This window comes from Rhizobium freirei PRF 81 (assembly GCF_000359745.1).
GTDB lineage: Bacteria > Pseudomonadota > Alphaproteobacteria > Rhizobiales > Rhizobiaceae > Rhizobium > Rhizobium freirei.
The window spans coordinates 210,080-231,872 of record NZ_AQHN01000061.1; the positions used below are offsets into that span (position 1 = coordinate 210,080).

Consider the following 21,793-nt stretch of genomic DNA (forward strand, 5'->3'; position numbering starts at 1 on the left):
ATCGAGCCAGGCCATCACGATTGTTCGCCGCGTCGTGATGGTTCGGCTCGCGCTTGATCGGGCGCTTTAGCGGCTCAGCTTTTTCCGCAGCATCGAAGAGAAGCTGGCCAGGCTGCCACCGGGCTCGATACCTTCGCGCATAACCATGTTTCTCAGCGGTGCGACGGCGGAAAGCACATGCAGTCCGGCAGCGCGCAACATCTGTACCGGCAGGAAATCGGAAAGAAGCGATCGATTGAGAAGATCGACGCTTGCCGTTCGGCTGATGACATCGGCGCGGCGCTTGCGGTCGAAACTGTCGCCGGCTGATGCCGGGATCGGCTGGTCCGGACGGGCGCACAGGGTTTCCGACAGCGCCAGTATGTCGCGCAGGCTCAGATTGAGGCCCTGCGCGCCGATCGGCGGAAAGACATGCGCGGCTTCGCCGATCAGTGCGGCGCGGCCCTTGCCGAAGCGATAGGCGGTCATCCCCGAGAGCGGCCAGACCTGAACGCTGTCCTCGACCGTCACCTTACCAAGCATCGATTGCATGCGCTCCTCGACCAGCCTGCCGAGTTCTTCGAGCGATTTTTCGGCATTGGCTGCGGCCTCAGCCGGCTTCTGTACCCAGACGAGGCTGGAGCGGTTGCCCGGCAGGGGCACTTGCGTGAATGGGCCGCTTTCGGTGTGGAATTCCGTCGAGATGTTCTGGTGCGGCAAAGAGTGCGCAAAGTTCAAAACCATCGCCGATTGCGGGTAGGACCAGCCCTTGACCTTGATGCCCAAGGTTTCCCGCACCATCGAATTGCGCCCGTCGCTGCCGACGACGAAGGCGGCTTCGATCGATTGGCCATCGTCGAGCGCAACCGTCACACCATCGTCGCGAAAGGTGACTTCCGAGGCGGTGGCTTCGATGCGGCTGATATTGCCTTCCGTTTCGATGGCCCTATTGAGATTGTCGAGCAGGGCGGCATTCGGAATATTGTAGCCGAACGCTTCCAGCCCGATTTCAGAGGATCGGAACGAGACGGTCGGAGCCCGCAGCAGCCTCGACGTGCCGTCGATGATCCGCATCGTCGTCAACGCGGCCGTCGAAGGGGCGATCTTGTCCCAGAGCGTCAGGCGCTCGAGAAGGCGGATCGATTGATCCATCAGCGCCGTCGTCCGTCTGTCGGCCCTGTTGTGAGGCGCAGCAATCAGGGCGACGGATCGTCCACCGCGCGCAAGCGCGAACGCCGCGATCATCCCGGCCAGGCCACCGCCGATGACGGCCACTTCAATCTGCTTCATTATCGATGCCTCAATTGCCTATTAGTCTGAGAATAAGCGCTTAGCCTGTTGAAATCCATGGGATGAAACATCGCAGCGGGTGAAAATGACGGCAACTCGGGCTAGCGTGCCGCGATCAACGCTTTTGCGCTGGCGGTAGAGACCAAAGGATGCATATTAGCAAGAAAAATCGCCTGCCAGGGTAGGCCTAAAAACTGACGAGTCGTGGGGCGGATGAAAATCTTCAAGTACAAGCGGGTGCCTTATGCGGAGATGCGTGCCTTCTCCGTTCATATATTGACGGCTTCCGGATCTTTTCTCGCCTTTCTCGGCGTTGTCGCCGCCTCCGAGCATCGCTTTGTCGATATGTTTTGGTGGCTCGGTCTGGCGCTCCTCGTCGACGGCATCGACGGGCCGATCGCCCGCAAGGTCCGGGTCAAGGAGGTCCTTCCCAATTGGTCCGGCGACACGCTCGACAATATCATCGACTATGTGACCTACGTGCTGCTGCCGGCCTTCGCGCTCTATGAAAGCGGCATGATCGGCGAACCCATGTCGTTCGTCGCCGCCGGCATGATTGTGGTCTCCAGCGCCATCTATTACGCCGATACCGGCATGAAGACGGAGGAATACTTCTTCTCCGGCTTTCCCGTGGTCTGGAATATGGTGATATTCACCCTCTTCGTCATCGATGCCAGCGCCACGACCGCCATGATCCTCGTCGGCATTTCGGTTGTCCTGACCTTCCTGCCGATCAACTTCTTGCATCCCGTGCGCGTCAAGCGATTGCGGCCGCTCAATCTCGGCATATTCTTCTTCTGGTCGGCGCTCGGCATCTATTCGCTGCTGATGAATTTCGTCATGCCGCAATGGGCTATCGTTCTTTTCATCATCAGCGGTATCTATCTCTATTGCATCGGCGCCGTGCTGCAGTTTTTCCCGTCCCTCGGGCGCCAGTAGGATCGCAAGCCATGAAGAAGACCAAGGTCATTCGCATCCACGAAAACGGCGGTCCGGAAGTCATGAAGCTGGAGGAGGTCGATCTGCCGTCCCCAGGCGCCGGCGAGGTGCAGATCCGTCATGCAGCGATCGGCCTGAATTTCATCGACGTCTATTTCCGCTCCGGTCTCTACAAGGCGCCGCAGTTTCCGCTGCCGCTTGGCAAGGAAGCGGCCGGTACGATTACCGAAGTCGGCGCCGGCGTTTCCGATTTCGCCGTCGGCGATCGCGTCGCCTATGTCGGCAGCGACGGCGCCTATAGCGCCGAACGCAACATCGAGACCCGCTATCTGGTCAAGGTGCCCGACGATATCCCGCTCGAAACCGCGGCATCCATGATGCTGAAGGGTATGACCGCCGAATATCTGCTGAACCGCACCTTCAAGGTCGGCCCTGGAACGACGCTGCTGTTTCATGCGGCCGCCGGCGGCGTCGGCCTGATTGCCGGTCAATGGGCCAAGGCGCTGGGTGCGGGCACCGTCATCGGCACTGCCGGTTCAGCGGAAAAGGTCGAGCTGGCACTGGCGCATGGCTACGACCACGTCATTGACTACAGCAAGGAGAGCTTTGCCGATCGCGTTCGCGAGATTACCGGCGGCAAGGGCGTTGATGTCGTTTACGATTCGGTCGGCAAGGACACGTTCCCGCATTCGCTCGATTGCCTGAAGTCGCGCGGCATGTGGGTCACCTTCGGCCAGTCGTCCGGCCCGATCGAGAATTTCAACCTTGCCATCCTTAATCAAAAAGGTTCGCTTTTCGCGACGCGTCCAAGCCTTTTCGCCTATGTCGGCACACCAGAAGAGTTGAGAGCCAGCGCCGCGGCGTTATTTGCTGTTGTGCAAAGCAATAAAGTGCGTATCAATATTCATCAGACTTATCCGTTGAGCGATGCGGGGCGCGCGCACGCGGATCTGGAAGCCAGAAAAACGAGTGGAACTACACTACTGATCCCATAGATCCGTAAAGGGCAGGACGGTGGGAAGGAAATGAGGGGAACGTGTCGTCATCCGATGTACCGGCAAACGGTGCGCTATTGTCGGTTCGCAAGCTGACGAAGCTGTTCGGCAGCTTTACCGCCTGCAATGAAATCGATCTGGAAATCCAACCGGGCGAAATTCACGCGCTGCTTGGTGAAAATGGCGCCGGCAAATCCACGCTTGTGAAGATGCTGTTCGGCGTGCTTGAGCCGACGCATGGGGAAATCGTCTGGCAGGGAAAGCCCGCCGGGATCGAGTCTCCGGGCGCGGCCCGCAAGCTCGGCATCGGCATGGTATTCCAGCATTTTTCGCTGTTCGAGGCGCTGACGGTTGCGGAAAATATCGCGCTGTCGCTCGACGACAAGATCCCGATCGCCAAAATATCGGAGGAGGCGGCCAAGCTCTCGCGAACCTATGGTCTGCCTCTCGATCCGAATGCGCATGTCGCCGATTTGTCCGTCGGCGAGCGCCAGCGCATCGAGATCGTCCGCGCGCTGTTGCAGAACCCCGAACTGATCATTCTCGACGAGCCGACGTCCGTGCTGACGCCGCAGGAAGCTGACCGGATGTTCGAAACGCTGTTCCAGTTGCGGGACGAGGGGCGTTCGGTGCTTTACATCAGTCACCGCCTCGAGGAAGTGCAGCGCATTTGTTCGCGCGCCACGGTGCTTCGCCACGGCAAGGTGACCGGTGCTTGCGACCCGCGTCAGGAAACGACGGGCTCGCTGGCACGCATGATGGTCGGCAGCGATGTCGCCAGCGTGAAGCATGAAGGGCTTGGCAAGACGGGCGACATCCAGTTGGAAGTTGCAGGCCTTTCCGCCCCGGCGCGAACCCCATTTGCCATGTCGCTGAAGAATGTTTCGCTGCGCGTCCGCGCCGGTGAGGTGCTGGCGATCGCGGGAGTTGCGGGCAACGGGCAGGGCGAGCTGTTCGACGTCATTTCCGGCGAGTATACCGTGCCGTCGGACAATCTGGTCCATGTCCGAGGCAGGCCTGTGGGGACCAAGGGCATCAATGCGCGCCGGTTGCTCGGCGCCGGCTTCGTGCCGGAGGAGCGTCATGGCCATGCCGCCGTTTCGGCGCTGAAGCTGTCGGACAATCTTGTGCTTGCCCGCAATCAGTCGGATCGCAAGACGTTTCTGAGCGGCGGTTTCCTCAACGTGATCAGGCATGGCATCGTCAAGCAGGCGGCCAAGCGCATCTGCGAAGCGATGGATGTGCGCAAGAGCGGCGAGGATCCTGCCGCCGGCGCGCTTTCCGGCGGCAATCTGCAGAAATTCATCGTCGGTCGGGAACTCGATCGGCAGCCGAGCGTGCTGGTCGTCAATCAGCCGACCTGGGGCGTGGATGCAGGTGCCGCAAGCCGCATCCGCCAGGCGCTGGTCGATCTTGCCCGCGACGGCTCGGCCGTGCTCGTCATCAGCCAGGATCTCGATGAGATTTTCGAGGTCGCGACCGACATCGCAGTCATCTCGGAAGGACGCCTGTCGCCGTCCTACCCCGCCGGCGAACTGACACGCGAAAAGATCGGCCTTTTGATGGGCGGTCTGCATGAATCCAAGACGCATTCGGAGCCCGTGCATGCGCATTGAACTCGAAAAGCGTCCGCAGGTCTCGAAACTGTTCGGCATCGTGTCGCCGCTGCTTGCCCTGGCATTGGCGCTGATCGCCGGTACGATCATGTTCGCGGTCATGGGCAAGGACCCCGTCGAGGCGCTCGACGCCTTCTTCGTCCAGCCTTTGCTGGAAGTGTGGTCGCTGCACGAACTGGCGATCAAGGCCGGGCCGCTGATCCTGATCGCCGTCGGCCTTTGCGTCTGCTACCGCTCCAACAACTGGAATATCGGCGCGGAAGGGCAGTTCACCATGGGGGCGGTCGCCGGATCCATCATCCCGATCGTCTTCACCGATTGGCATTCGCCGATGGTCCTGCCGCTGATGCTGATTGCCGGCGCCATCGGCGGCGCGCTCTATGCCGCCATTCCGGCGCTGCTGAAGGCACATTTCAATACCAATGAAATCCTGACGAGCCTGATGCTCGTCTATATCGCGCAGCTCTTTCTCGATTGGCTGTCGCGTGGACCATGGCGCGATCCGCAGGGACATAACTTCCCGCAGAGCGTCGATTTTCCGCCGGAGGCGGTTCTGCCGGCCATATGGGAAGAATCCGGCCGCGCTCATTGGGGTATCGTCTTTGCCGTCGTCGCGTCGTTTCTCGCCTGGTTCCTGATGAAATATACGCTGAAGGGCTTTGAGATAACCGTGCTCGGGCAATCGGCGCGCGCGGGGCGATTTGCCGGCTTTTCCTCGCGAAAAATGGTCTGGTTCGCCTTCCTCCTGTCCGGCGCGCTCGCGGGCCTTGCCGGCATATCCGAGGTCTCGGGCTCGATCGGCCATCTGCAGCCGGCGATCTCGCCGGGCTACGGTTTCACCGCCATCATCGTTGCCTTCCTCGCGCGCCTCAACCCGCTCGGAGCCATCCTGTCCGGCCTGGTGCTGGCATTGACCTATCTCGGCGGCGAAGCGGCGCAATTGTCGCCGGGGATATCAGCCAAGGCAGCGAGCGTCTTCCAGGGCCTGCTGCTGTTTTTCGTGCTCTCCTGCGATACGCTGATCTATTACAAGATCCGCCTGGTCTGGTCGCGGGTTCGGGGAGGTGCGGCATGAGCGTCTTTGTCGCGATCCTGCTGACGATCATCACGGCGTCGACGCCGCTCGTCATCGCAGGTCTTGGCGAACTGGTGGTGGAGCGCTCCGGGGTGCTCAATCTCGGCGTCGAAGGCATGATGATCATCGGCGCCGTTGCCGCCTTCGTCGGTGCGCAGATGAGCGGATCGCCCTATGTCGGCCTCCTCGTCGGTATTGCCGCCGGCGCCTTGTTTTCGCTCCTGTTCGGCTTCCTGACGCTGACGCTGGTGACGAACCAGGTGGCGACGGGTCTGGCACTGACCATCCTCGGTCTTGGCCTCTCCGGCATGATCGGCGAGGGTTACGTGAGCGTGCCCGGCGTGCAGCTGGGGGAGATCGTTTTCCCGTTGCTGTCGGATATTCCGTTCCTCGGGCCGGTCTTGTTCAAACAGGACCTGACCTTCTATCTCTCGATCGCGCTGCTGATCGGCGTCAACTGGTTCCTCTTCCGCAGCCGTGCCGGCCTGAAGCTTCGTGCCGTCGGCGATAGCCACGGCTCTGCCCATGCGCTCGGCATCGACGTCATTCGCACGCGCTATCTCGCCATCATGTTCGGTGGCGCCTGCGCCGGTCTGGCAGGCGCGCAACTGTCGCTGGTCTACACGCCGCAATGGGTCGAAAACATGTCTGCCGGCCGAGGCTGGGTGACACTGGCACTCGTTGTCTTCGCATCCTGGCGGCCGATGCGCGTCCTGGCCGGCGGCTATCTCTTCGGCGCCGTGACGATCCTGCAGTTTCATGCGCAGGGCTTCGGCGTCGGCATTCCCTCGCAGTTCCTGTCGATGCTGCCTTACGCATCGACTATAATGGTTCTCGTCATCATCTCTCAAAATCGCCGAGCGACGCTGATCAACACGCCAGCTTCGCTCGGCAAGGCCTTCGTTCCGGAGCGCTAATGGCAACGTCCGGACGGATTTCAGCAAAACATGCCAAACCAACAGAGGTAACCATGAAGAAACTAGCACTTGCACTCGCCACCACAGCTGCTGCCATCGTTGGTTTCGCTGCCGCCGCCGAAGCGGCGCCGACCAAGGTCTGCTTCGTCTATGTCGGCTCCCATACGGACGGCGGCTATTCGCAGGCGCATGATCTCGGCCGCCAGCAGGTCCAGAAGGAATTCGGCGACAAGATCGAGACGCCTTATCTCGAAAACGTACCGGAAGGCCCGGATGCGGAGCGCGCCATCGAGCGTCTCGCCCGTTCCGGCTGCTCGCTGATCTTCTCCACCTCGTTCGGCTTCATGGATGCGACCGTCAAGGTTGCCGCCAAGTTCCCGAAGGTGAAGTTCGAGCATGCGACCGGCTTCAAGAGTGGCCCGAACCTCGCGACCTACAATTCGCGTTTCTATGAAGGCCGTTACATCCTGGGTCAGATCGCCGCCAAGACGTCGAAGAACCATGGCGCTGCCTACATCGCGTCCTTCCCGATTCCGGAAGTTGTCATGGGCATCAACTCGTTCGAGCAGGGCGCCCGCTCCGTCGATCCGAGCTTCAAGCTCAAGGTCGTCTGGGTCAACACCTGGTTCGATCCCGGCAAGGAAGCCGACGCCGCCAAGGCCATGGTCGACCAGGGCGTCGATATCCTGACGCAGCACACCGACACGACGGCTCCGATGCAGGTTGCCCAGGAACGTGGCATCCATGCATTCGGTCAGGCGTCCGACATGATCGCGGCAGGCCCGAAGGCGCAGCTGACCGCCATCATCGACACCTGGGGCAACTACTACTCCAAGCGCGTACATGCGCTGCTCGACGGCAAGTGGAAGTCCGAGCAGAGCTGGGACGGCCTGAAGGACGGCATCCTGAAAATGGGTCCCTATACCAACATGCCTGACGACGTGAAGAAGATGGCTCAGGAAACCGAAGCCAAGATCAAGTCCGGCGAGCTCGCGCCCTTCACCGGCCCGATCAACAAGCAGGACGGCACGCCCTGGTTGAAGGCAGGCGAAAAGGCCGATGACGGCACGCTTCTCGGCATGAACTTCTACGTCGAAGGTGTCGACGACAAGCTGCCGGCTTCGAAGTAACGGCAGCCAAATAGCCATAGTTGAGAAAGGGCGCCAGAGGCGCCCTTTTTTGTTGCGTTGCATCAACGAATGTCGATTTACAAAAGTATTACTATATGATTTTTTGTCCGCGGGCCTGAGGAGATGGCCTTTGGGAGATAATCATGAAGTTGAAAACCGCACTTATCAGTGCCACGATTTTTGCTGCCTGCATGTTTACGTCCGCATCGGCAAAGCAACTTGTTGTCGGCTTCTCGCAAATCGGCTCGGAGTCGGGCTGGCGCGCCGCCGAGACCACGCTGACGAAGCAGGAAGCTAAAAAGCGCGGTATCGATCTCAAATTCGCAGATGCGCAGCAGAAGCAGGAAAATCAGATCAAGGCGATCCGCTCGTTCATTGCCCAGGGCGTCGATGCGATCCTGCTCGCACCCGTCGTCGAGACCGGCTGGGACGCCGTGCTGAAGGAAGCGAAGGAAGCCAAGATCCCCGTTATTCTGCTCGACCGCACAGTCAATGGGCCGAAGGATCTTTATCTGACGGCTGTCACGTCCGACCTGGTTCATGAGGGCAAGGTTGCCGGCGACTGGCTCGTCAAGACGGTCGGCGACAAGAAGTGCAATATCGTCGAGCTGCAGGGCACGACCGGTTCTTCGCCGGCCATCGCCCGCAAGAAGGGCTTCGAAGAGGCCGTCAAGGGCCATGACAACCTGAAGATCGTCCGCAGCCAGACGGGCGATTTTACCCGCGCCAAGGGCAAGGAAGTCATGGAAAGCTTCCTGAAGGCTGAGAATGGCGGCAAGAATATCTGTGCGCTCTATGCTCATAACGACGATATGGCCGTCGGTGCTATCCAGGCGATCAAGGAAGCCGGCCTGAAGCCGGGCAAGGACATCCTGACAGTGTCAATCGATTCGGTTCCGGATCTCTTCAAGGCCATGGCTGCCGGCGAAGCGAACGCAACCGTGGAACTGACCCCGAACATGGCAGGCCCCGCCTTCGACGCGCTTGACGCCTATCTGAAGACCAAGAAGGAGCCGCAGAAGTGGATCCAGACGGAATCGAAGCTCTATACCCAGGCTGACGATCCGCAGAAGGTCTACGAGCAGAAGAAGGACCTCGGCTACTAAGACGAAAGCCGATCGCACCGGAACGGTAAGGCCGCCGATGCGATCTCTCGTGCAAGATGCCGGCGCATCAATGCAATGCGCCGGTTATCGCTTTCGCCCATTGGCTCAATGCAGGGACATCAGCGCTTCATGGCTCACGACGTCGAGCGACTTCTGACAGCGACAGGCTTTTGTAAATACTTTCCCGGGTCGACCGCTCTCGATCAAGTCGATTTCACATTGATGCGCGGCGAGGTTCACGCGCTGCTCGGTGAAAACGGAGCAGGAAAGTCGACCTTGATCAAATGCATGACCGGCGCCTACCGCCGCGATGCCGGCACCCTTGTTCTCGATGGCGCCGAGATCGATCCGCATGACACGCTGGCGGCGCAGAAGCTCGGCATCGGAACCGTCTATCAGGAAGTGAATCTGCTGCCCAATCTGAGCGTCGCGGAAAACCTCTTTCTTGGTCGCCAGCCGCGGTGGTTCGGCATGGTCAGCAGCCGGTTGATGAGCAACATGGCGAGAGATCTGCTGTCGCAGTATGGCCTGGATATCGATGTCAGCCGCCAGCTCGACCGCTTCTCCGTGGCAATCCAGCAGGTGATCGCAATTGCCCGCGCCGTCGATCTCTCCGGCAAGGTTCTCATCCTCGATGAGCCTACCGCGAGCCTCGACACGCATGAGGTCGAAATGCTGTTCGACATCGTCAGACGATTGAAGCAACGCGGCCTTGGAATTGTTTTCATTACACATTTTCTTGAGCAGGTTTACCAGATCTGCGATCGCATCACCGTTCTGCGCAACGGTCGTCTGGTCGGCACGCGCGACGCGGACGGTCTGCCGCGGCAGACCTTGATCGCCATGATGCTCGGCCGCGAACTCGCGCAGGCCGAGAGCGCGGCCAAGCAAACCGGGGCTGAACGCGGTCCGGTCCGGTATCGCTTCACGAATTTCGGCAAGCGCGGCAAGATCAAGCCTTTCGATATGGACGTGCATGTCGGCGAGGTGGTCGGCATAGCCGGTCTGCTCGGGTCCGGGCGGACGGAGACCGCCGAAGTGCTTTTCGGCGTCGAGCGCGCCGACAGCGGCGAAGCAAAGATCGAAGGTAATGCGATCACGCTTTCCAGCCCGCACGCCGCGATCAGGAATGGTTTCGGCTTCTGCCCCGAAGATCGTAAGACAGATGGTATCATCGGCGATCTTTCGATTCGAGAGAATATCGTCATGGCGCTGCAGGCTAGGCGGGGCTGGGCCAGACCGCTTGCGCGGAGCGAGCAGAACGCCATCGCCGATCGCTACATCAAGGCACTGGATATCCGCACGACCGACCGGGAAAAGCCCATCAGGCTTCTTTCGGGCGGCAACCAGCAGAAGGCGATACTCGCGCGATGGCTGGCGACAAATCCAAGCTTCCTGATCCTGGACGAGCCGACCCGCGGTATCGATGTCGGTGCGCACGCAGAGATCATCCGATTGATCGAAGACCTTTGCCGGCAGGGAATGTCTCTGGTGGTCATTTCCTCCGAGCTCGAGGAGCTCGTCGCCTATAGTTCGCGCGTCATCGTTCTTAGGGATCGCGAGCATATCGCCGAGTTGGCCGGCACCGAGATCACGGCCGGAAATATCGTCGAGGCCATCGCCACGGCTCAAAAGACGCGGGAGGACGCATGAGCTCGCAAATCAAGGCTTCTGTGCTCCGCCTGATGCCGCAGATGATAGCGCTTGCGGCTATTCTTCTGTTGAATTTCATTATGTTCCCACAATTCTTTCATCTGGAAATTCAAAATGGAAGACTCTACGGCAGCTTGATAGACGTGCTGAACCGCGGCGCTCCGGTGGCGCTGCTGTCCATCGGCATGACGCTGATCATCGCCACCAAAGGCATCGATCTTTCGGTCGGTGCCGTCATCGCGATCTGCGGCGCCATAGCCGCATCCTCCATCGTTGCCGGCTATTCGCTTGCCTATACGCTGTTTCTGACCATCGGCGTCGGGCTGGCGTGCGGCCTGTGGAATGGCTTTCTCGTCGCCGTGCTCGACATCCAGCCGATCATCGCGACGCTGGTGCTGATGGTCGCCGGTCGCGGCATCGCGCAATTGATCACCGAGGGCACGATCCTCACTTTCAACAATGACGGGCTCATCTTTCTCGGTAGCGGCGCCTTCGCGGCATTGCCCATGCCGGTGGTGATCTGGCTCGTCGTTGCGCTTGCCGTGATCCTTCTCGTCCGGCGCACCGCGCTTGGAATGCTCGTCGAAGCCATCGGCATCAACCGGCGGGCAAGCACGCTTTCCGGCATCCGGACCCCGGTTCTGCTCGTCGCGGTTTACGCATTAAGCGGGCTTTGCGCCTCCTTTGCCGGCATCATCGTTTCGGCCGACATCAAGGGGGCGGATGCCAACAATGCCGGTCTGTGGCTTGAGCTAGACGCGATTCTTGCGGTCGTGGTCGGCGGCAACTCGCTGCTCGGCGGCCGGTTCAGCATCGTCGGCGCGTTGATCGGCGCGATGATCATTCAATCGGTCAATACCGGCATCCTGCTCTCCGGCTTTCCGCCGGAGTTCAATCTGGTGATCAAGGCAATCATCGTCATCGTCATTCTGGTCATCCAGTCGCCAGCCATGCAGTCCGCGAGCGCTTTCTTCTGGCGCCGCCGCGGCGACGGGCGGATGGTGCAAAAGGAGCAGGCAAAGTGAATTCGAAATATCTTCCGCTGCTTGCGACGATCGTCATCTTCATCCTGGCCTACGCAGGCTGCGTGACGCAGTATCCGAACATGCTGTCGACGCGGGTGGTCGGCAATCTGCTGACCGACAACGCCTTTCTGGGGATTGCGGCCGTCGGCATGACCTTCGTGATCATCTCCGGCGGCATCGATCTGTCCATCGGCTCGGTCATCGCCTTTACCGGCGTCTTCCTGGCGATCGTCCTGCGGGACACGACGATCCATCCCTTGATCGCTTTCACTTTAGTCCTCGTTCTCACGACTATTTTCGGTGCCGGCATGGGTGCCATCATCCATTATCTCAGCATGCCGCCATTCATCGTCACCCTGGCCGGCATGTTTCTGGCGCGCGGCATTGCCTTCGTGCTGTCGATTGACAGCATCCCGATCGAGCATGGTTTCTATTCTCAGCTCAACGATCTCTATTGGCTGATGCCGGGCGGCGGCCGGCTGACCTTGATCGGCGGCATCATGCTGCTCGTCTTCGCCGGCGGCATCGTACTGGCGCAGCGCACCCGCTTCGGCGCCAATGTCTACGCATTGGGCGGCGGCGTGCAGACCGCCGAACTCATGGGCGTGCCCGTCGGCCGCACGACCATCCAGATCTACGCCCTGTCCGGCTTTCTCGCCGGTCTATCCGGAATCGTTTTTTCCATTTATACATCAGCGGGATATTCGCTTGCCACGGTCGGCGTCGAGCTTGACGCAATCGCTGCCGTGGTCATAGGCGGAACACTGCTGACGGGAGGAGCGGGGTTCGTCGGAGGAACACTCATCGGAATTCTCATACAGGGCTTGATTCAGACCTACATCACCTTCGACGGAACGCTTTCCAGCTGGTGGACGAAGATATTGATCGGCTTGTTGCTGTTTGCATTTATTCTGATGCAGAAGGGTCTTCTGCTGTTTTCCCGCTTCAATCGACGATACGTCTGAGGGAAGGACAGGGTGCTTGCGTAGCCGATTGCTTAACACGAGAAAGGCCGAGGGGAAGTCGCGCACGAGCCACGCGCAGGTGGTCGACGACCTTGGCAAGGCAATCGTATCGGGCGCATTTCCGATCGGCAGCATTCTTCCGGGCGACAGCGAGCTTCTGCAGCGGTTCAAGGTATCCCGCACGATTCTGCGCGAGAGCATGAAGACCCTGGCGGCCAAAGGCATGGTCGTGCCGCGCGCGCGCGTCGGCACGCGTGTCACTGAGAAGATCTATTGGAACATGTTCGATAACGAAGTGCTGAACTGGCATTTCGAAAGCGGGATCGACAAGGAATTCCTTCTCCATCTCTACGACATACGCATTGCCTTCGAGCCGTTCGCCGCCGGCCTGGTGGCGGAGCGGGCGAGCCGTGAGGACATCGATCTGCTGCGTGGGCTTGCAAGTGCCATGGCGGACCCGAATCACACGTCGGACAGCCTTGCGGTCGCCGACCTGCATTTTCATCTGGCGATCACCGAAGCCTCTCAAAATCCGTTCATGCGGTCGCTCGGCGGACTGATCGAGGCGGCATTGGTCGGCATGTTCCGCATGAGCGCGCCGCCTTCCACCAACGGCTTCAGCAATATCGCCGATACGCATATGGCTATTGTCGATGCCATCGCAGCGCACGACAGCGTGGCTGCGCGCAAAGCAATGGAATTTGTAATCGTCGATGGGCGGCAGCATGTGCTTGAAGCCTTTGCTGCGCTGGCGGATACCTGAGCCTCGCGCCAATTTTGCCTTGGTTCGCCATTCAACTACTTGCTATGAGGGGATTGCGCTCAGCAATGGGCCGCGCCTGACCGTTTATCTCGGAGCTTGAAATGGAACGTAGCTGCCTCGCCATCATCCTCGCTGCCGGCGACAGTACCCGCATGAAATCGTCGATGTCGAAGGTACTGCATCCGATTGCGAGCCGGCCGATGATTGCTCACGTCATGGAGGCGATCGCCAAGACCGATATTTCGGTGGCGGCGCTGGTGGTGGGACGCAATGCCGATGAGGTCAGTGCGGCAGCGTCGATCGGCGGCATAGCGGTGGAATCCTATCTTCAGAAAGAGCGTCTCGGCACCGGTCATGCCGTCCTTGCTGCGCGCGAGGCGATTGCCCGGGGATATGACGACATCCTCGTTGCCTATGGCGATGTTCCCTTGCTTACCGACGCGCCGCTCCGCGCTGCCCGTCAGGGCCTAGCGGATGGCAATGACGTCGTCGTCATCGGCTTTCACACCGACAATCCGAACGCTTATGGCCGGTTGCTGGTCAAGGACGGCGAACTGATCGCCATCCGAGAAGCGAAGGATGCGACGGATGCCGAGCTGGCGGTAACCTGGTGCAACAGCGGCTTGATGGCGATTAACGGCCGCAAGGCGCTGGATCTGCTCGATCGTATCGGCAACAACAATGCCAAGGGCGAATATTACCTCACCGATCTCGTCGAGATCGCCCGTTCGCTGGGCGGCCGCGCGGTGGCAGTCGATGCGCCGGAAGTGGAAATGACCGGCTGCAACAATCGCGCCGAACTCGCCTTCATCGAGCGCCTTTGGCAGGAACGCCGGCGTCATGAGCTGATGCTCTCGGGCGTCACCATGATTGCGCCCGAGACTGTCTTTCTCGCCTATGACACCGTCATCGGCCAGGACGCGATGATCGAACCGAATGTCGTGTTCGGCCCCGGTGCCGTCATCGAGGGCGGCGCGATCGTCCATGCCTTCTCGCACATCGAGGGCGCGCATGTCAGCGCCGGCGCAACGGTCGGCCCGTTTGCCCGGCTGCGCCCCGGCGCCGATCTCGCCAGTGGCGCCAAGGTTGGTAATTTCTGCGAGGTGAAGAACGGCAAGATCGGCGAGGACGCCAAGGTCAGTCATCTAACCTATATCGGCGATGCAACGATCGGAGCGGGCAGCAATATTGGTGCGGGCACGATCACCTGCAACTATGATGGGGTCAACAAGTACGAGACCCATATCGGCGCCAACGCCTTCGTCGGCTCCAACTCCTCGCTTGTGGCGCCCTTACGCATCGGTGACGGTGCTTATATTGCCTCCGGCAGCGTCATCACCGATGATGTCCCTGCCGATGCCCTGGCCTTCGGCCGTGCGCGCCAGGAAGTGAAGCCGGAGCGCGCCAAGCTCGTTCGCGAGCGCGCCCTGGCCATCAAGGCGGCAAAGAAGGGCGCTGGCAGCCACTAATTCGCGTAACGGTCGGAAATCGAAAGTGACCGTTATGGCAATTGAGAAAATCCTGAGAATGAGTAGGACTTGCCCTCACATCTGAGGTCGGACGGAGAGTTATATGTGTGGTATTGTTGGGATCGTCGGAACGGCGCCTGTGGCGGATCGCTTGGTGGATGCTCTGCGGCGTCTCGAATATCGCGGCTATGATTCGGCTGGCGTTGCGACGATCCATGACGGCGTGATGGATCGTCGCCGTGCGGAAGGAAAGCTGCTCAATCTCGAGAAGCGGCTGGAGGCGGATCCGCTGCCGGGCACAACAGGCATTGCGCATACGCGCTGGGCAACCCATGGCGTTCCGAACGAAACCAATGCTCACCCGCATTTCGTCGAGGGCGTGGCCGTCGTCCATAACGGTATCATCGAAAACTTTTCCGAATTGCGCGAGGAGTTGAAGGCTGAGGGCAGGGTATTCTCTTCGCAGACGGATACCGAAGTCGTGGCGCATCTGCTTGCGAATTATGTCCGCGATGGGCTTGATCCCCGCGCTGCCATGCTCAAGATGCTGAACCGCGTGACGGGCGCCTATGCATTGGCTGTCATGTTCCAGAACGATCCCGGCACGCTGATGGCGGCACGTTCCGGCCCGCCGCTCGCCGTCGGTCACGGCAAGGGTGAGATGTTCCTCGGCTCGGACGCCATCGCGCTTGCGCCGTTCACCAATGAGATCACCTATCTCGTCGACGGCGATTGCGCGATCGTCACCCATAGCGGCGCCACGATCCTCGACTACAGCGGCAAGGAAGTGAACCGGCCGCGGCAGATTTCCCATGCGACCGCCTATGTCGTCGACAAGGGCAACCATCGCCATTTCATGGAAAAGGAAATCTACGAGCAGCCGGAGGTTATCTCCCATGCGCTCAGCCATTACGTCGATTTCGCCAGCCATCGCGTGCACCCTGGCGTGTCGGCTATCGACTTCGGGAAGGTTTCCGGTCTGGCGATTTCCGCCTGCGGCACGGCCTATCTTGCCGGCTTGATCGGCAAGTACTGGTTCGAGCGCTATGCGCGTCTCCCGGTCGAAATCGACGTTGCCTCCGAATTCCGCTACCGCGAGATGCCTTTGTCGCCGTCGCAGGCTGCGCTGTTCATTTCTCAGTCCGGCGAGACGGCCGATACGCTGGCGTCGCTGCGCTATTGCCGGGATAACGGCCTGAAGATCGGTGCGGTCGTCAACGTCAGGGAATCGACCATCGCGCGCGAATCCGATGCGGTGTTTCCGATCATGGCCGGTCCTGAGATCGGCGTTGCCTCGACCAAGGCCTTCACCTGTCAGCTGGCCGTTCTGGCATCGCTGGCGATCGGCGCCGGCGTTGCCCGCGGTACGATCAGCGCCAAGGATGAGAAGGAACTGGTGCATCACCTCGTCGAGATGCCGCGCATCATGGCGCAGGTGCTGAACATCATCCAGCCGCAGATGGAAAGCCTCTCCCGCGAGATCTCGAAATACAAGGACGTGCTCTATCTCGGCCGAGGCACCAGCTTCCCGCTTGCCATGGAAGGCGCGCTCAAACTCAAGGAAATCTCGTATATTCATGCCGAAGGCTATGCGGCCGGCGAGCTGAAGCACGGTCCGATTGCGCTGATCGACGAGAACATGCCGGTTATCGTCATCGCTCCCCACGACCGCTTCTTCGACAAGACGGTTTCCAACATGCAGGAAGTGGCGGCACGCGGCGGCCGGATCATCTTCATCACCGACGCAGCAGGTGCCGCCGCATCGACGCTGCCGACGATGGCGACCATCATTCTGCCTGTTGTGGACGAGATCATCGCCCCGATCATCTTCTCGCTGCCGATCCAGCTGCTTGCCTACCACACCGCTGTCTTTATGGGCACCGACGTCGATCAGCCGCGAAACCTCGCCAAATCCGTGACTGTGGAGTAGGATTCTTCTCCTATTCTCACCTGACATCACGTCGTCGTGAGTAGAGTCTCTGTCAGGCCCGGCAGCGTGACTGCCGGGTTGTGTGCCACGCGGATTTCTGGCACCTTCCTTAAAGGAGAGGTGGGGAGGATTTGCCGATTAGCGGTAGGCGACGGAACGGAGTTTTCGAACGGCAAATGACTGAAAAGCTCATCAAAGTATCCGTGCCGACACGGATTAGAAACAACTTCCTGGCTGGTCTGATTATTTGCGCTCCGATCGCCATTACGCTCTGGTTGACCTGGTCTATTGTTCATTGGGCAGACAGCTGGGTCCGCCCCTATATTCCGGCGCGTTACGATCCCGAGAATTATCTGAATTTCGCCGTTCCGGGCACCGGGCTGGTCATCGCGATGATCTTCATCACGCTTATCGGCTTCCTGGCCAAAAACCTGATCGGCCAGAGCATCGTCCGGTTGGGCGAGTCGCTCGTCAATCGGGTACCTCTCGTGCGGACGATCTACAAGAGCGTCAAGCAGATCTTCGAAACGGTGCTGAAGGAGCAGGGCACGTCGTTCAAGAAGGTCGGGCTTATCGAATATCCGAGCCCCGGCCTGTGGTCCATGGTGTTCATCTCGACCGATGCCAAGGGCGAAATTGCCTCCAAATTCAATGCCATGGGGCAGGACATGGTCGCGGTTTTCCTGCCGCCGACACCGGTGCCCACTGCGGGTTTTCTGGTTTTCGTGCCGCGCGAGAAGATCACCATTCTCGATATGAGCCCCGAGGATGGCGCCAAGCTTCTGATTTCCGGCGGCCTGGTTTCGCCGGAATACAGGCAGGAGCTTATCGCGGCGAAGGGCCTGCCCAAGCCCATTCCGATGGATTCACTGACCTAGAGCGCTTCCGCTTTTCTTTGAATCGCGGAAACGCTCTATCTTCTTGTTTTCTGACGCATTTCGGACGGAAAACCGCTGCGCACTTTTCCTGGAAATGCTCTAGGAATGCTCCCATTCCTATAGCTGGCTGGATGCCTTCGCGCGAGGCGCGAACTGTCATGTGTCTATCATGTTGACGCCTTAGACCATCCTTGGGGACAGGCAGTTAGTTGCATTTCATCATCGAATGCGCGGAGCTTCGGCGTCGGGCAGTTGTTCTTTGACACGGGGCTTTCGACCAGGCCGGAGATGGATGCCGTTGTCTCCACAAGGGTTTTCATCAGGAGGATACTGTCTTGAAATATAAGCGTTCGAAGAGCCTGTCGTTGCTGTCGGCTACCCTCGCTACATTCGTTTTTACCGCTCCGGTCGTGGCGTTTGCCGATACATCCGTGACCGTTCAGGGCATGACGCTCGTCAACAAGGGGCGCGTCGCCGTCGGCCGCATTCCAGCCAATCAGCGTGACAAGTTCGGCGAGACCTTCGGTTCAGGCTCGGGCATGTCGATCGACACCAAGAGCTGGACCCGCAACGCCGACGGCACCTACAAGGGCTCTCTCTGGCTGCTGCCGGATCGCGGCTACAATGTCGCCGGCACCACCGACTACCGCGCGCGTCTCAACACCATCGATATCAAGCTGACGCCAGTTGCTCCCGGCGAGACGCCGCCAGCCGGCAAGGAGCAGTTCGGTGTCGAAGCCAAGCTCGCCGATACGCTGCTGTTGAAAGACAACAAGGGCAACGACACCACCGGCCTCGATCCGGCGAATGGCGTCCGGCAGGCGGAAGGCGCCATGCCGCTTCTGCCGCAAGCACCGAACGGCAAGATCTCGCTCGACAATGAAGCCATTGCCCGGCTGCCCGATGGCTCGATGTTCATCAGCGATGAATACGGCCCCAATATCTACCGCTTCTCGGCGGATGGGCGGATGATTTCGGCTACGGCACCGCCGGCGGCGTTTCTGCCGATGCGCCATGGCGCAGTAAACTTCTCCTCGAACAATCCGGGGCCTGGCGAAACCGCGCCCGATCCGAAGGATCCGACCAGCGGCCGCCAGAACAACCAGGGCTTGGAGGGCATGTCTTTGACCCCGGATGGCAAGTTCCTGATCGCCGTGCTCCAGTCCGCGACCCGCCAGGATGGCGGCGATTCCAGCTCGACGCGGCAGAACACGCGCGCTCTGGTCTACGATGCCTCTGATCTCGACCATCTGAAACTGGTACACGAATATGTCGTCCCTTTGCCCGTCTTCACCAATGACAAGGGCAAGACAGCCGTCGCCGCCCAGAGCGAACTCGTGGCGCTTTCGCCGACAAGTTTCCTGATGCTCGCTCGCGACAGCAACAATGGCTACGGCCAGAAGGGTGACAAGTCGATCTATCGCAGCATCGTCGCTGTCGACGTGTCCGCTGCCACCGACATTGCCGGCGGCAAGTTCGATGGCGACACGGCCGTCGCTCCGAAGGGCGTTCTCGATCCCTCCGTCAAGCCGGCTGTCCTCAGCCAGTTCATCGACATCAACGATACCGCCGATCTCGCCCGCTTCGGCCTCCACAACGGCGCTCCGAACGATCGCAACAATCTCTCGGAAAAGTGGGAAGCCATGTCGCTTGCCAGCGTCCAGGACCCGAAGCTGCCGAATGATTACTTCCTGTTCGTCGCCAACGATAACGACTTTATCACCCAGGACGGCTTCCAGGTCGGAGCCGCCTACAAGGATGACAGCGGCGCCGACGTCGACACCATGTTCCAGGTGTTCCAGGTCACCATCCCGGGCCTTGCTACCAAGTGACGTCGTGAAACAGGGATGGACGCAGCAAATGCGTCCATCCGCTCATCCCGCCCGCAGGAAGCGGATCGCTTCGTCGCGGCGGAAGAGATAGAGCAGGGTGCGCACCGCCACACCGCGCTCGCTCGTCAGCTCCGGATCGCGTTCGATCAGATAGGCGGCATCCTTGCGGGCGATTTCCAGAAGATCGGCATGCGCCTCAAGACTGGCAATGCGGAAGCCGGGCGTGCCGGACTGACGCGTGCCGAGAAGCTCGCCTTCGCCGCGCAGCTTCAAGTCCTCCTCAGCAATGCGGAAGCCGTCCTCTGTGTCGCGCATGATCGACAGTCGCGCATGGCCGGTCTCGCCAAGTGGCCCCTTGTAGAGCAGGATGCAGGTGGAGGCTTCGTCGCCACGGCCGACACGCCCGCGCAGCTGATGCAGCTGTGCAAGGCCGAAACGCTCGGCATGCTCGATCACCATGATCGTCGCATCCGGCACATCGACACCGACTTCCACCACCGTCGTGGCGACCAGCAGGCGGATTTCGCCATTCTTGAAGGCCATCATGACGGCATCTTTTTCCGGGCCACTCATCCGGCCATGGATGAGGCCAATGCCCGGCCCGAGTGCCTTGGTCAGCGTCTCATGACGCTCTTCGACGGACATTAAATCGGATTCTTCGGATTCCTCCACAAGTGGGCATATCCAATAGGCTTTTTTGCCTTCTGACAGCGCACTTTTCAGACGGGCGACGATGTCGCCTGTTCTCTCGTTCGGGATAGTGATCGTCTGGATCGGCTTGCGGCCTGCCGGCTTCTCGGTAAGTTTGGAAACGTCCATATCGCCAAAGGCGGCCAGCACCAGCGTCCGCGGTATCGGCGTTGCGGTCATGACGAGCATATGCGGCGAGATGCCCTTCGCGGTCAGGCGCAGGCGCTGATGGACGCCGAAGCGATGCTGCTCGTCGACGACAGCCAGCATGAGATTGGCATAGGCGACGCTGTCCTGGAACAAGGCATGCGTGCCGATGACGATCTGCGCCTCGCCGGAGGCGATGCGTTCCAGGATCACATCCCGCTCACGCCCCTTCGTGCGACCTGTAAGAACTTCGACGGAAAGGTTTGCACTCGCAGCGAATTTCGAGATCGTCGCGTAGTGTTGGCGTGCCAAGATTTCGGTCGGCGCCATCAACACGGCCTGGCCGCCGCTTTCGATCACGGCGGCAATCGCCATCAAGGCAACCAGCGTCTTTCCCGCGCCGACGTCGCCTTGCAGCAGCCGGAGCATGCGCTCTGTGCCGGCCATATCCTTGAGAATATCCGCGACCGCGTCGCGCTGACTATTCGTCATGAAGAAGGGCAGGGATTCCAATATCTTGTTGCTGATTTCTCCAGTGGCGCGCACGGGTTGGCCGGCAACCTTGCGCAGCCTTTGACGCACGAGAGAGAGCGACAATTGCCCCGCGAGGAATTCATCATAAGCAAGCCGGCGGCGTGCCGGCGCCTGCGGGTCGATATCGGCGGCGTCCCGTGGCGTATGCAGCATATGGAAACTGTCGGAGATCGAGGGAAAGCCCTGCTTCTGGGCAAGGGCGATGTCATCCCATTCGGGTAGTTGCGGAATGCGTGGGAGTGCCCCCTCGATGGTCTTGCGCAGGAACTTCGGTGTCAGGCCCGCGGTCAGCGGGTAGACCGGTTCGACCAGCGGCAGGTTTTCCGCCTCGCTCTCGCGCATGATATAGTCGGGATGCACCATCGACGGCCGGCCATTGAACCAGTCGACCTTGCCGCTGACCGTGACGGTCTCGTCGATCGGCAGCTGCTTTTCCAGCCATTGCGCCTTGCCGCGGAAGAAGACCAGCGCAAGCTCGCCGGTTTCGTCATGCAGATAGACGCGGTAGGGCACATTGCTGCGTGCATTGGGCGGCGGCTGATGCCGGTCGACACGGCCGGTAATGGTGACGATGGCTCCTTGCGGCGCTCGGGCGATACCCGGCTGTTCGCGCCGGTCGATGATCGAATGCGGCGCGTGGAAAATGAGGTCGACGACGCGGCAGTCGTCGATCGTTTCGCGGTCGAGCAGCTTCGCCAGCAGCTCGGATACCTTCGGCCCGACGCCGGGCAGCGAAGAGATTGAGGCAAACAACGGATCGAGGATGGCGGGACGCATGGCCGGCAAAATGCGACGGGCAGGGCACATTTGGCAAGGGGCGGCGGAGAACTCGGCTCCATCGAGCCCAACACTCCCCGGAA

Annotated in this window: 17 protein-coding genes; 15 read left to right on the top strand and 2 right to left on the bottom strand. The window is 60.3% G+C overall.

Features of this window, described 5'->3' with window-relative positions; all coding sequences use genetic code 11:
* Nucleotides 1-66 precede the first annotated feature (66 nt).
* Entirely contained in the window at nt 67-1,269 is a 1,203-nt protein-coding gene (locus RHSP_RS15660; RefSeq protein ID WP_004118864.1) for a UbiH/UbiF family hydroxylase, read from the bottom strand.
* Nucleotides 1,270-1,482: 213 nt separating this feature from the next.
* Here RHSP_RS15660 and pcsA point away from each other — a divergent pair, with 213 nt between their 5' ends.
* The 15 genes from pcsA to RHSP_RS15735 all read left to right on the top strand — a co-directional run bounded on the left by pcsA (nt 1,483) and on the right by RHSP_RS15735 (nt 19,562).
* Entirely contained in the window at nt 1,483-2,208 is a 726-nt protein-coding gene (gene pcsA, locus RHSP_RS15665) for a phosphatidylcholine synthase (protein WP_037152272.1), read from the top strand.
* An 11-nt stretch (nt 2,209-2,219) separates the two neighbouring features.
* Entirely contained in the window at nt 2,220-3,203 is a 984-nt protein-coding gene (locus RHSP_RS15670; protein ID WP_004118870.1) for a quinone oxidoreductase family protein, read from the top strand.
* Nucleotides 3,204-3,244: 41 nt separating this feature from the next.
* Nucleotides 3,245-4,819, top strand: coding sequence for an ABC transporter ATP-binding protein (locus RHSP_RS15675; RefSeq protein ID WP_004118871.1), 1,575 nt, complete (start codon nt 3,245-3,247; stop codon nt 4,817-4,819).
* Complete coding sequence (locus RHSP_RS15680) at nt 4,809-5,894, top strand: ABC transporter permease (RefSeq protein WP_037152274.1); 1,086 nt, start codon at nt 4,809-4,811, stop codon at nt 5,892-5,894. The genes RHSP_RS15675 and RHSP_RS15680 overlap by 11 nt, the downstream gene beginning before the upstream one ends.
* The gene (locus RHSP_RS15685) at nt 5,891-6,811 is read left to right on the top strand and encodes an ABC transporter permease (protein ID WP_004118874.1); all 921 of its coding nucleotides are present in this window, start codon (nt 5,891-5,893) and stop codon (nt 6,809-6,811) included. Before RHSP_RS15680 ends, RHSP_RS15685 begins: the two co-directional genes overlap by 4 nt.
* 53 nt (nt 6,812-6,864) lie before the next feature.
* Nucleotides 6,865-7,941 carry a BMP family ABC transporter substrate-binding protein gene (locus tag RHSP_RS15690; RefSeq protein ID WP_037152276.1) on the top strand — a complete coding sequence of 359 codons (1,077 nt, stop codon included), beginning with the start codon at nt 6,865-6,867 and terminating at the stop codon, nt 7,939-7,941.
* Nucleotides 7,942-8,084: 143 nt separating this feature from the next.
* Entirely contained in the window at nt 8,085-9,047 is a 963-nt protein-coding gene (ytfQ, locus tag RHSP_RS15695; RefSeq protein WP_004118879.1) for a galactofuranose ABC transporter, galactofuranose-binding protein YtfQ, read from the top strand.
* 129 nt (nt 9,048-9,176) lie between these two features.
* Nucleotides 9,177-10,700, top strand: a complete 1,524-nt coding sequence (gene ytfR, locus RHSP_RS15700) for a galactofuranose ABC transporter, ATP-binding protein YtfR (protein WP_037152354.1) — start codon at nt 9,177-9,179, stop codon at nt 10,698-10,700.
* Nucleotides 10,697-11,725, top strand: a complete 1,029-nt coding sequence (locus RHSP_RS15705; RefSeq protein WP_004118883.1) for an ABC transporter permease — start codon at nt 10,697-10,699, stop codon at nt 11,723-11,725. The genes ytfR and RHSP_RS15705 overlap by 4 nt, the downstream gene beginning before the upstream one ends.
* Entirely contained in the window at nt 11,722-12,690 is a 969-nt protein-coding gene (yjfF, locus tag RHSP_RS15710) for a galactofuranose ABC transporter, permease protein YjfF (protein WP_004118886.1), read from the top strand. Before RHSP_RS15705 ends, yjfF begins: the two co-directional genes overlap by 4 nt.
* Nucleotides 12,691-12,706: 16 nt before the next feature.
* Nucleotides 12,707-13,453: a FadR/GntR family transcriptional regulator gene (locus RHSP_RS15715; protein WP_037152279.1), complete on the top strand. Its 747-nt coding sequence runs from the start codon at nt 12,707-12,709 to the stop codon at nt 13,451-13,453.
* Nucleotides 13,454-13,554: 101 nt separating this feature from the next.
* Nucleotides 13,555-14,922 (top strand): bifunctional UDP-N-acetylglucosamine diphosphorylase/glucosamine-1-phosphate N-acetyltransferase GlmU, encoded by a 1,368-nt coding sequence (gene glmU, locus RHSP_RS15720; RefSeq protein ID WP_004118891.1) that lies wholly within the window; start codon nt 13,555-13,557, stop codon nt 14,920-14,922.
* Between the two features lie 103 nt (nt 14,923-15,025).
* Nucleotides 15,026-16,852, top strand: a complete 1,827-nt coding sequence (gene glmS, locus RHSP_RS15725; protein WP_004118894.1) for a glutamine--fructose-6-phosphate transaminase (isomerizing) — start codon at nt 15,026-15,028, stop codon at nt 16,850-16,852.
* A 176-nt stretch (nt 16,853-17,028) separates the two neighbouring features.
* Nucleotides 17,029-17,730: a DUF502 domain-containing protein gene (locus tag RHSP_RS15730; RefSeq protein ID WP_004118897.1), complete on the top strand. Its 702-nt coding sequence runs from the start codon at nt 17,029-17,031 to the stop codon at nt 17,728-17,730.
* A gap of 359 nt (nt 17,731-18,089) precedes the next feature.
* Complete coding sequence (locus RHSP_RS15735) at nt 18,090-19,562, top strand: esterase-like activity of phytase family protein (RefSeq protein WP_086005366.1); 1,473 nt, start codon at nt 18,090-18,092, stop codon at nt 19,560-19,562.
* A 42-nt stretch (nt 19,563-19,604) separates the two neighbouring features.
* Here RHSP_RS15735 and recG read toward each other — a convergent pair whose 3' ends face one another.
* A complete protein-coding gene (recG, locus tag RHSP_RS15740; protein ID WP_037152356.1) occupies nt 19,605-21,710 on the bottom strand; it encodes an ATP-dependent DNA helicase RecG in 2,106 nt (701 codons plus the stop codon).
* Between the last annotated feature and the right edge of the window lie 83 nt (nt 21,711-21,793).

Bases quoted from the DNA above. Each gene is read 5' to 3' on its own strand.
- RHSP_RS15660 (WP_004118864.1), bottom strand. From the start codon at position 1,269: ATGAAGCAGATTGAAGTGGCCGTCATCGGCGGTGGCCTGGCCGGGATG.
- pcsA (WP_037152272.1), top strand. From the start codon at position 1,483: ATGAAAATCTTCAAGTACAAGCGGGTGCCTTATGCGGAGATGCGTGCC.
- RHSP_RS15670 (WP_004118870.1), top strand. From the start codon at position 2,220: ATGAAGAAGACCAAGGTCATTCGCATCCACGAAAACGGCGGTCCGGAA.
- RHSP_RS15680 (WP_037152274.1), top strand. From the start codon at position 4,809: ATGCGCATTGAACTCGAAAAGCGTCCGCAGGTCTCGAAACTGTTCGGC.
- RHSP_RS15685 (WP_004118874.1), top strand. From the start codon at position 5,891: ATGAGCGTCTTTGTCGCGATCCTGCTGACGATCATCACGGCGTCGACG.
- RHSP_RS15690 (WP_037152276.1), top strand. From the start codon at position 6,865: ATGAAGAAACTAGCACTTGCACTCGCCACCACAGCTGCTGCCATCGTT.
- ytfQ (WP_004118879.1), top strand. From the start codon at position 8,085: ATGAAGTTGAAAACCGCACTTATCAGTGCCACGATTTTTGCTGCCTGC.
- ytfR (WP_037152354.1), top strand. From the start codon at position 9,177: ATGGCTCACGACGTCGAGCGACTTCTGACAGCGACAGGCTTTTGTAAA.
- RHSP_RS15705 (WP_004118883.1), top strand. From the start codon at position 10,697: ATGAGCTCGCAAATCAAGGCTTCTGTGCTCCGCCTGATGCCGCAGATG.
- glmU (WP_004118891.1), top strand. From the start codon at position 13,555: ATGGAACGTAGCTGCCTCGCCATCATCCTCGCTGCCGGCGACAGTACC.
- glmS (WP_004118894.1), top strand. From the start codon at position 15,026: ATGTGTGGTATTGTTGGGATCGTCGGAACGGCGCCTGTGGCGGATCGC.
- RHSP_RS15730 (WP_004118897.1), top strand. From the start codon at position 17,029: ATGACTGAAAAGCTCATCAAAGTATCCGTGCCGACACGGATTAGAAAC.
- recG (WP_037152356.1), bottom strand. From the start codon at position 21,710: ATGCGTCCCGCCATCCTCGATCCGTTGTTTGCCTCAATCTCTTCGCTG.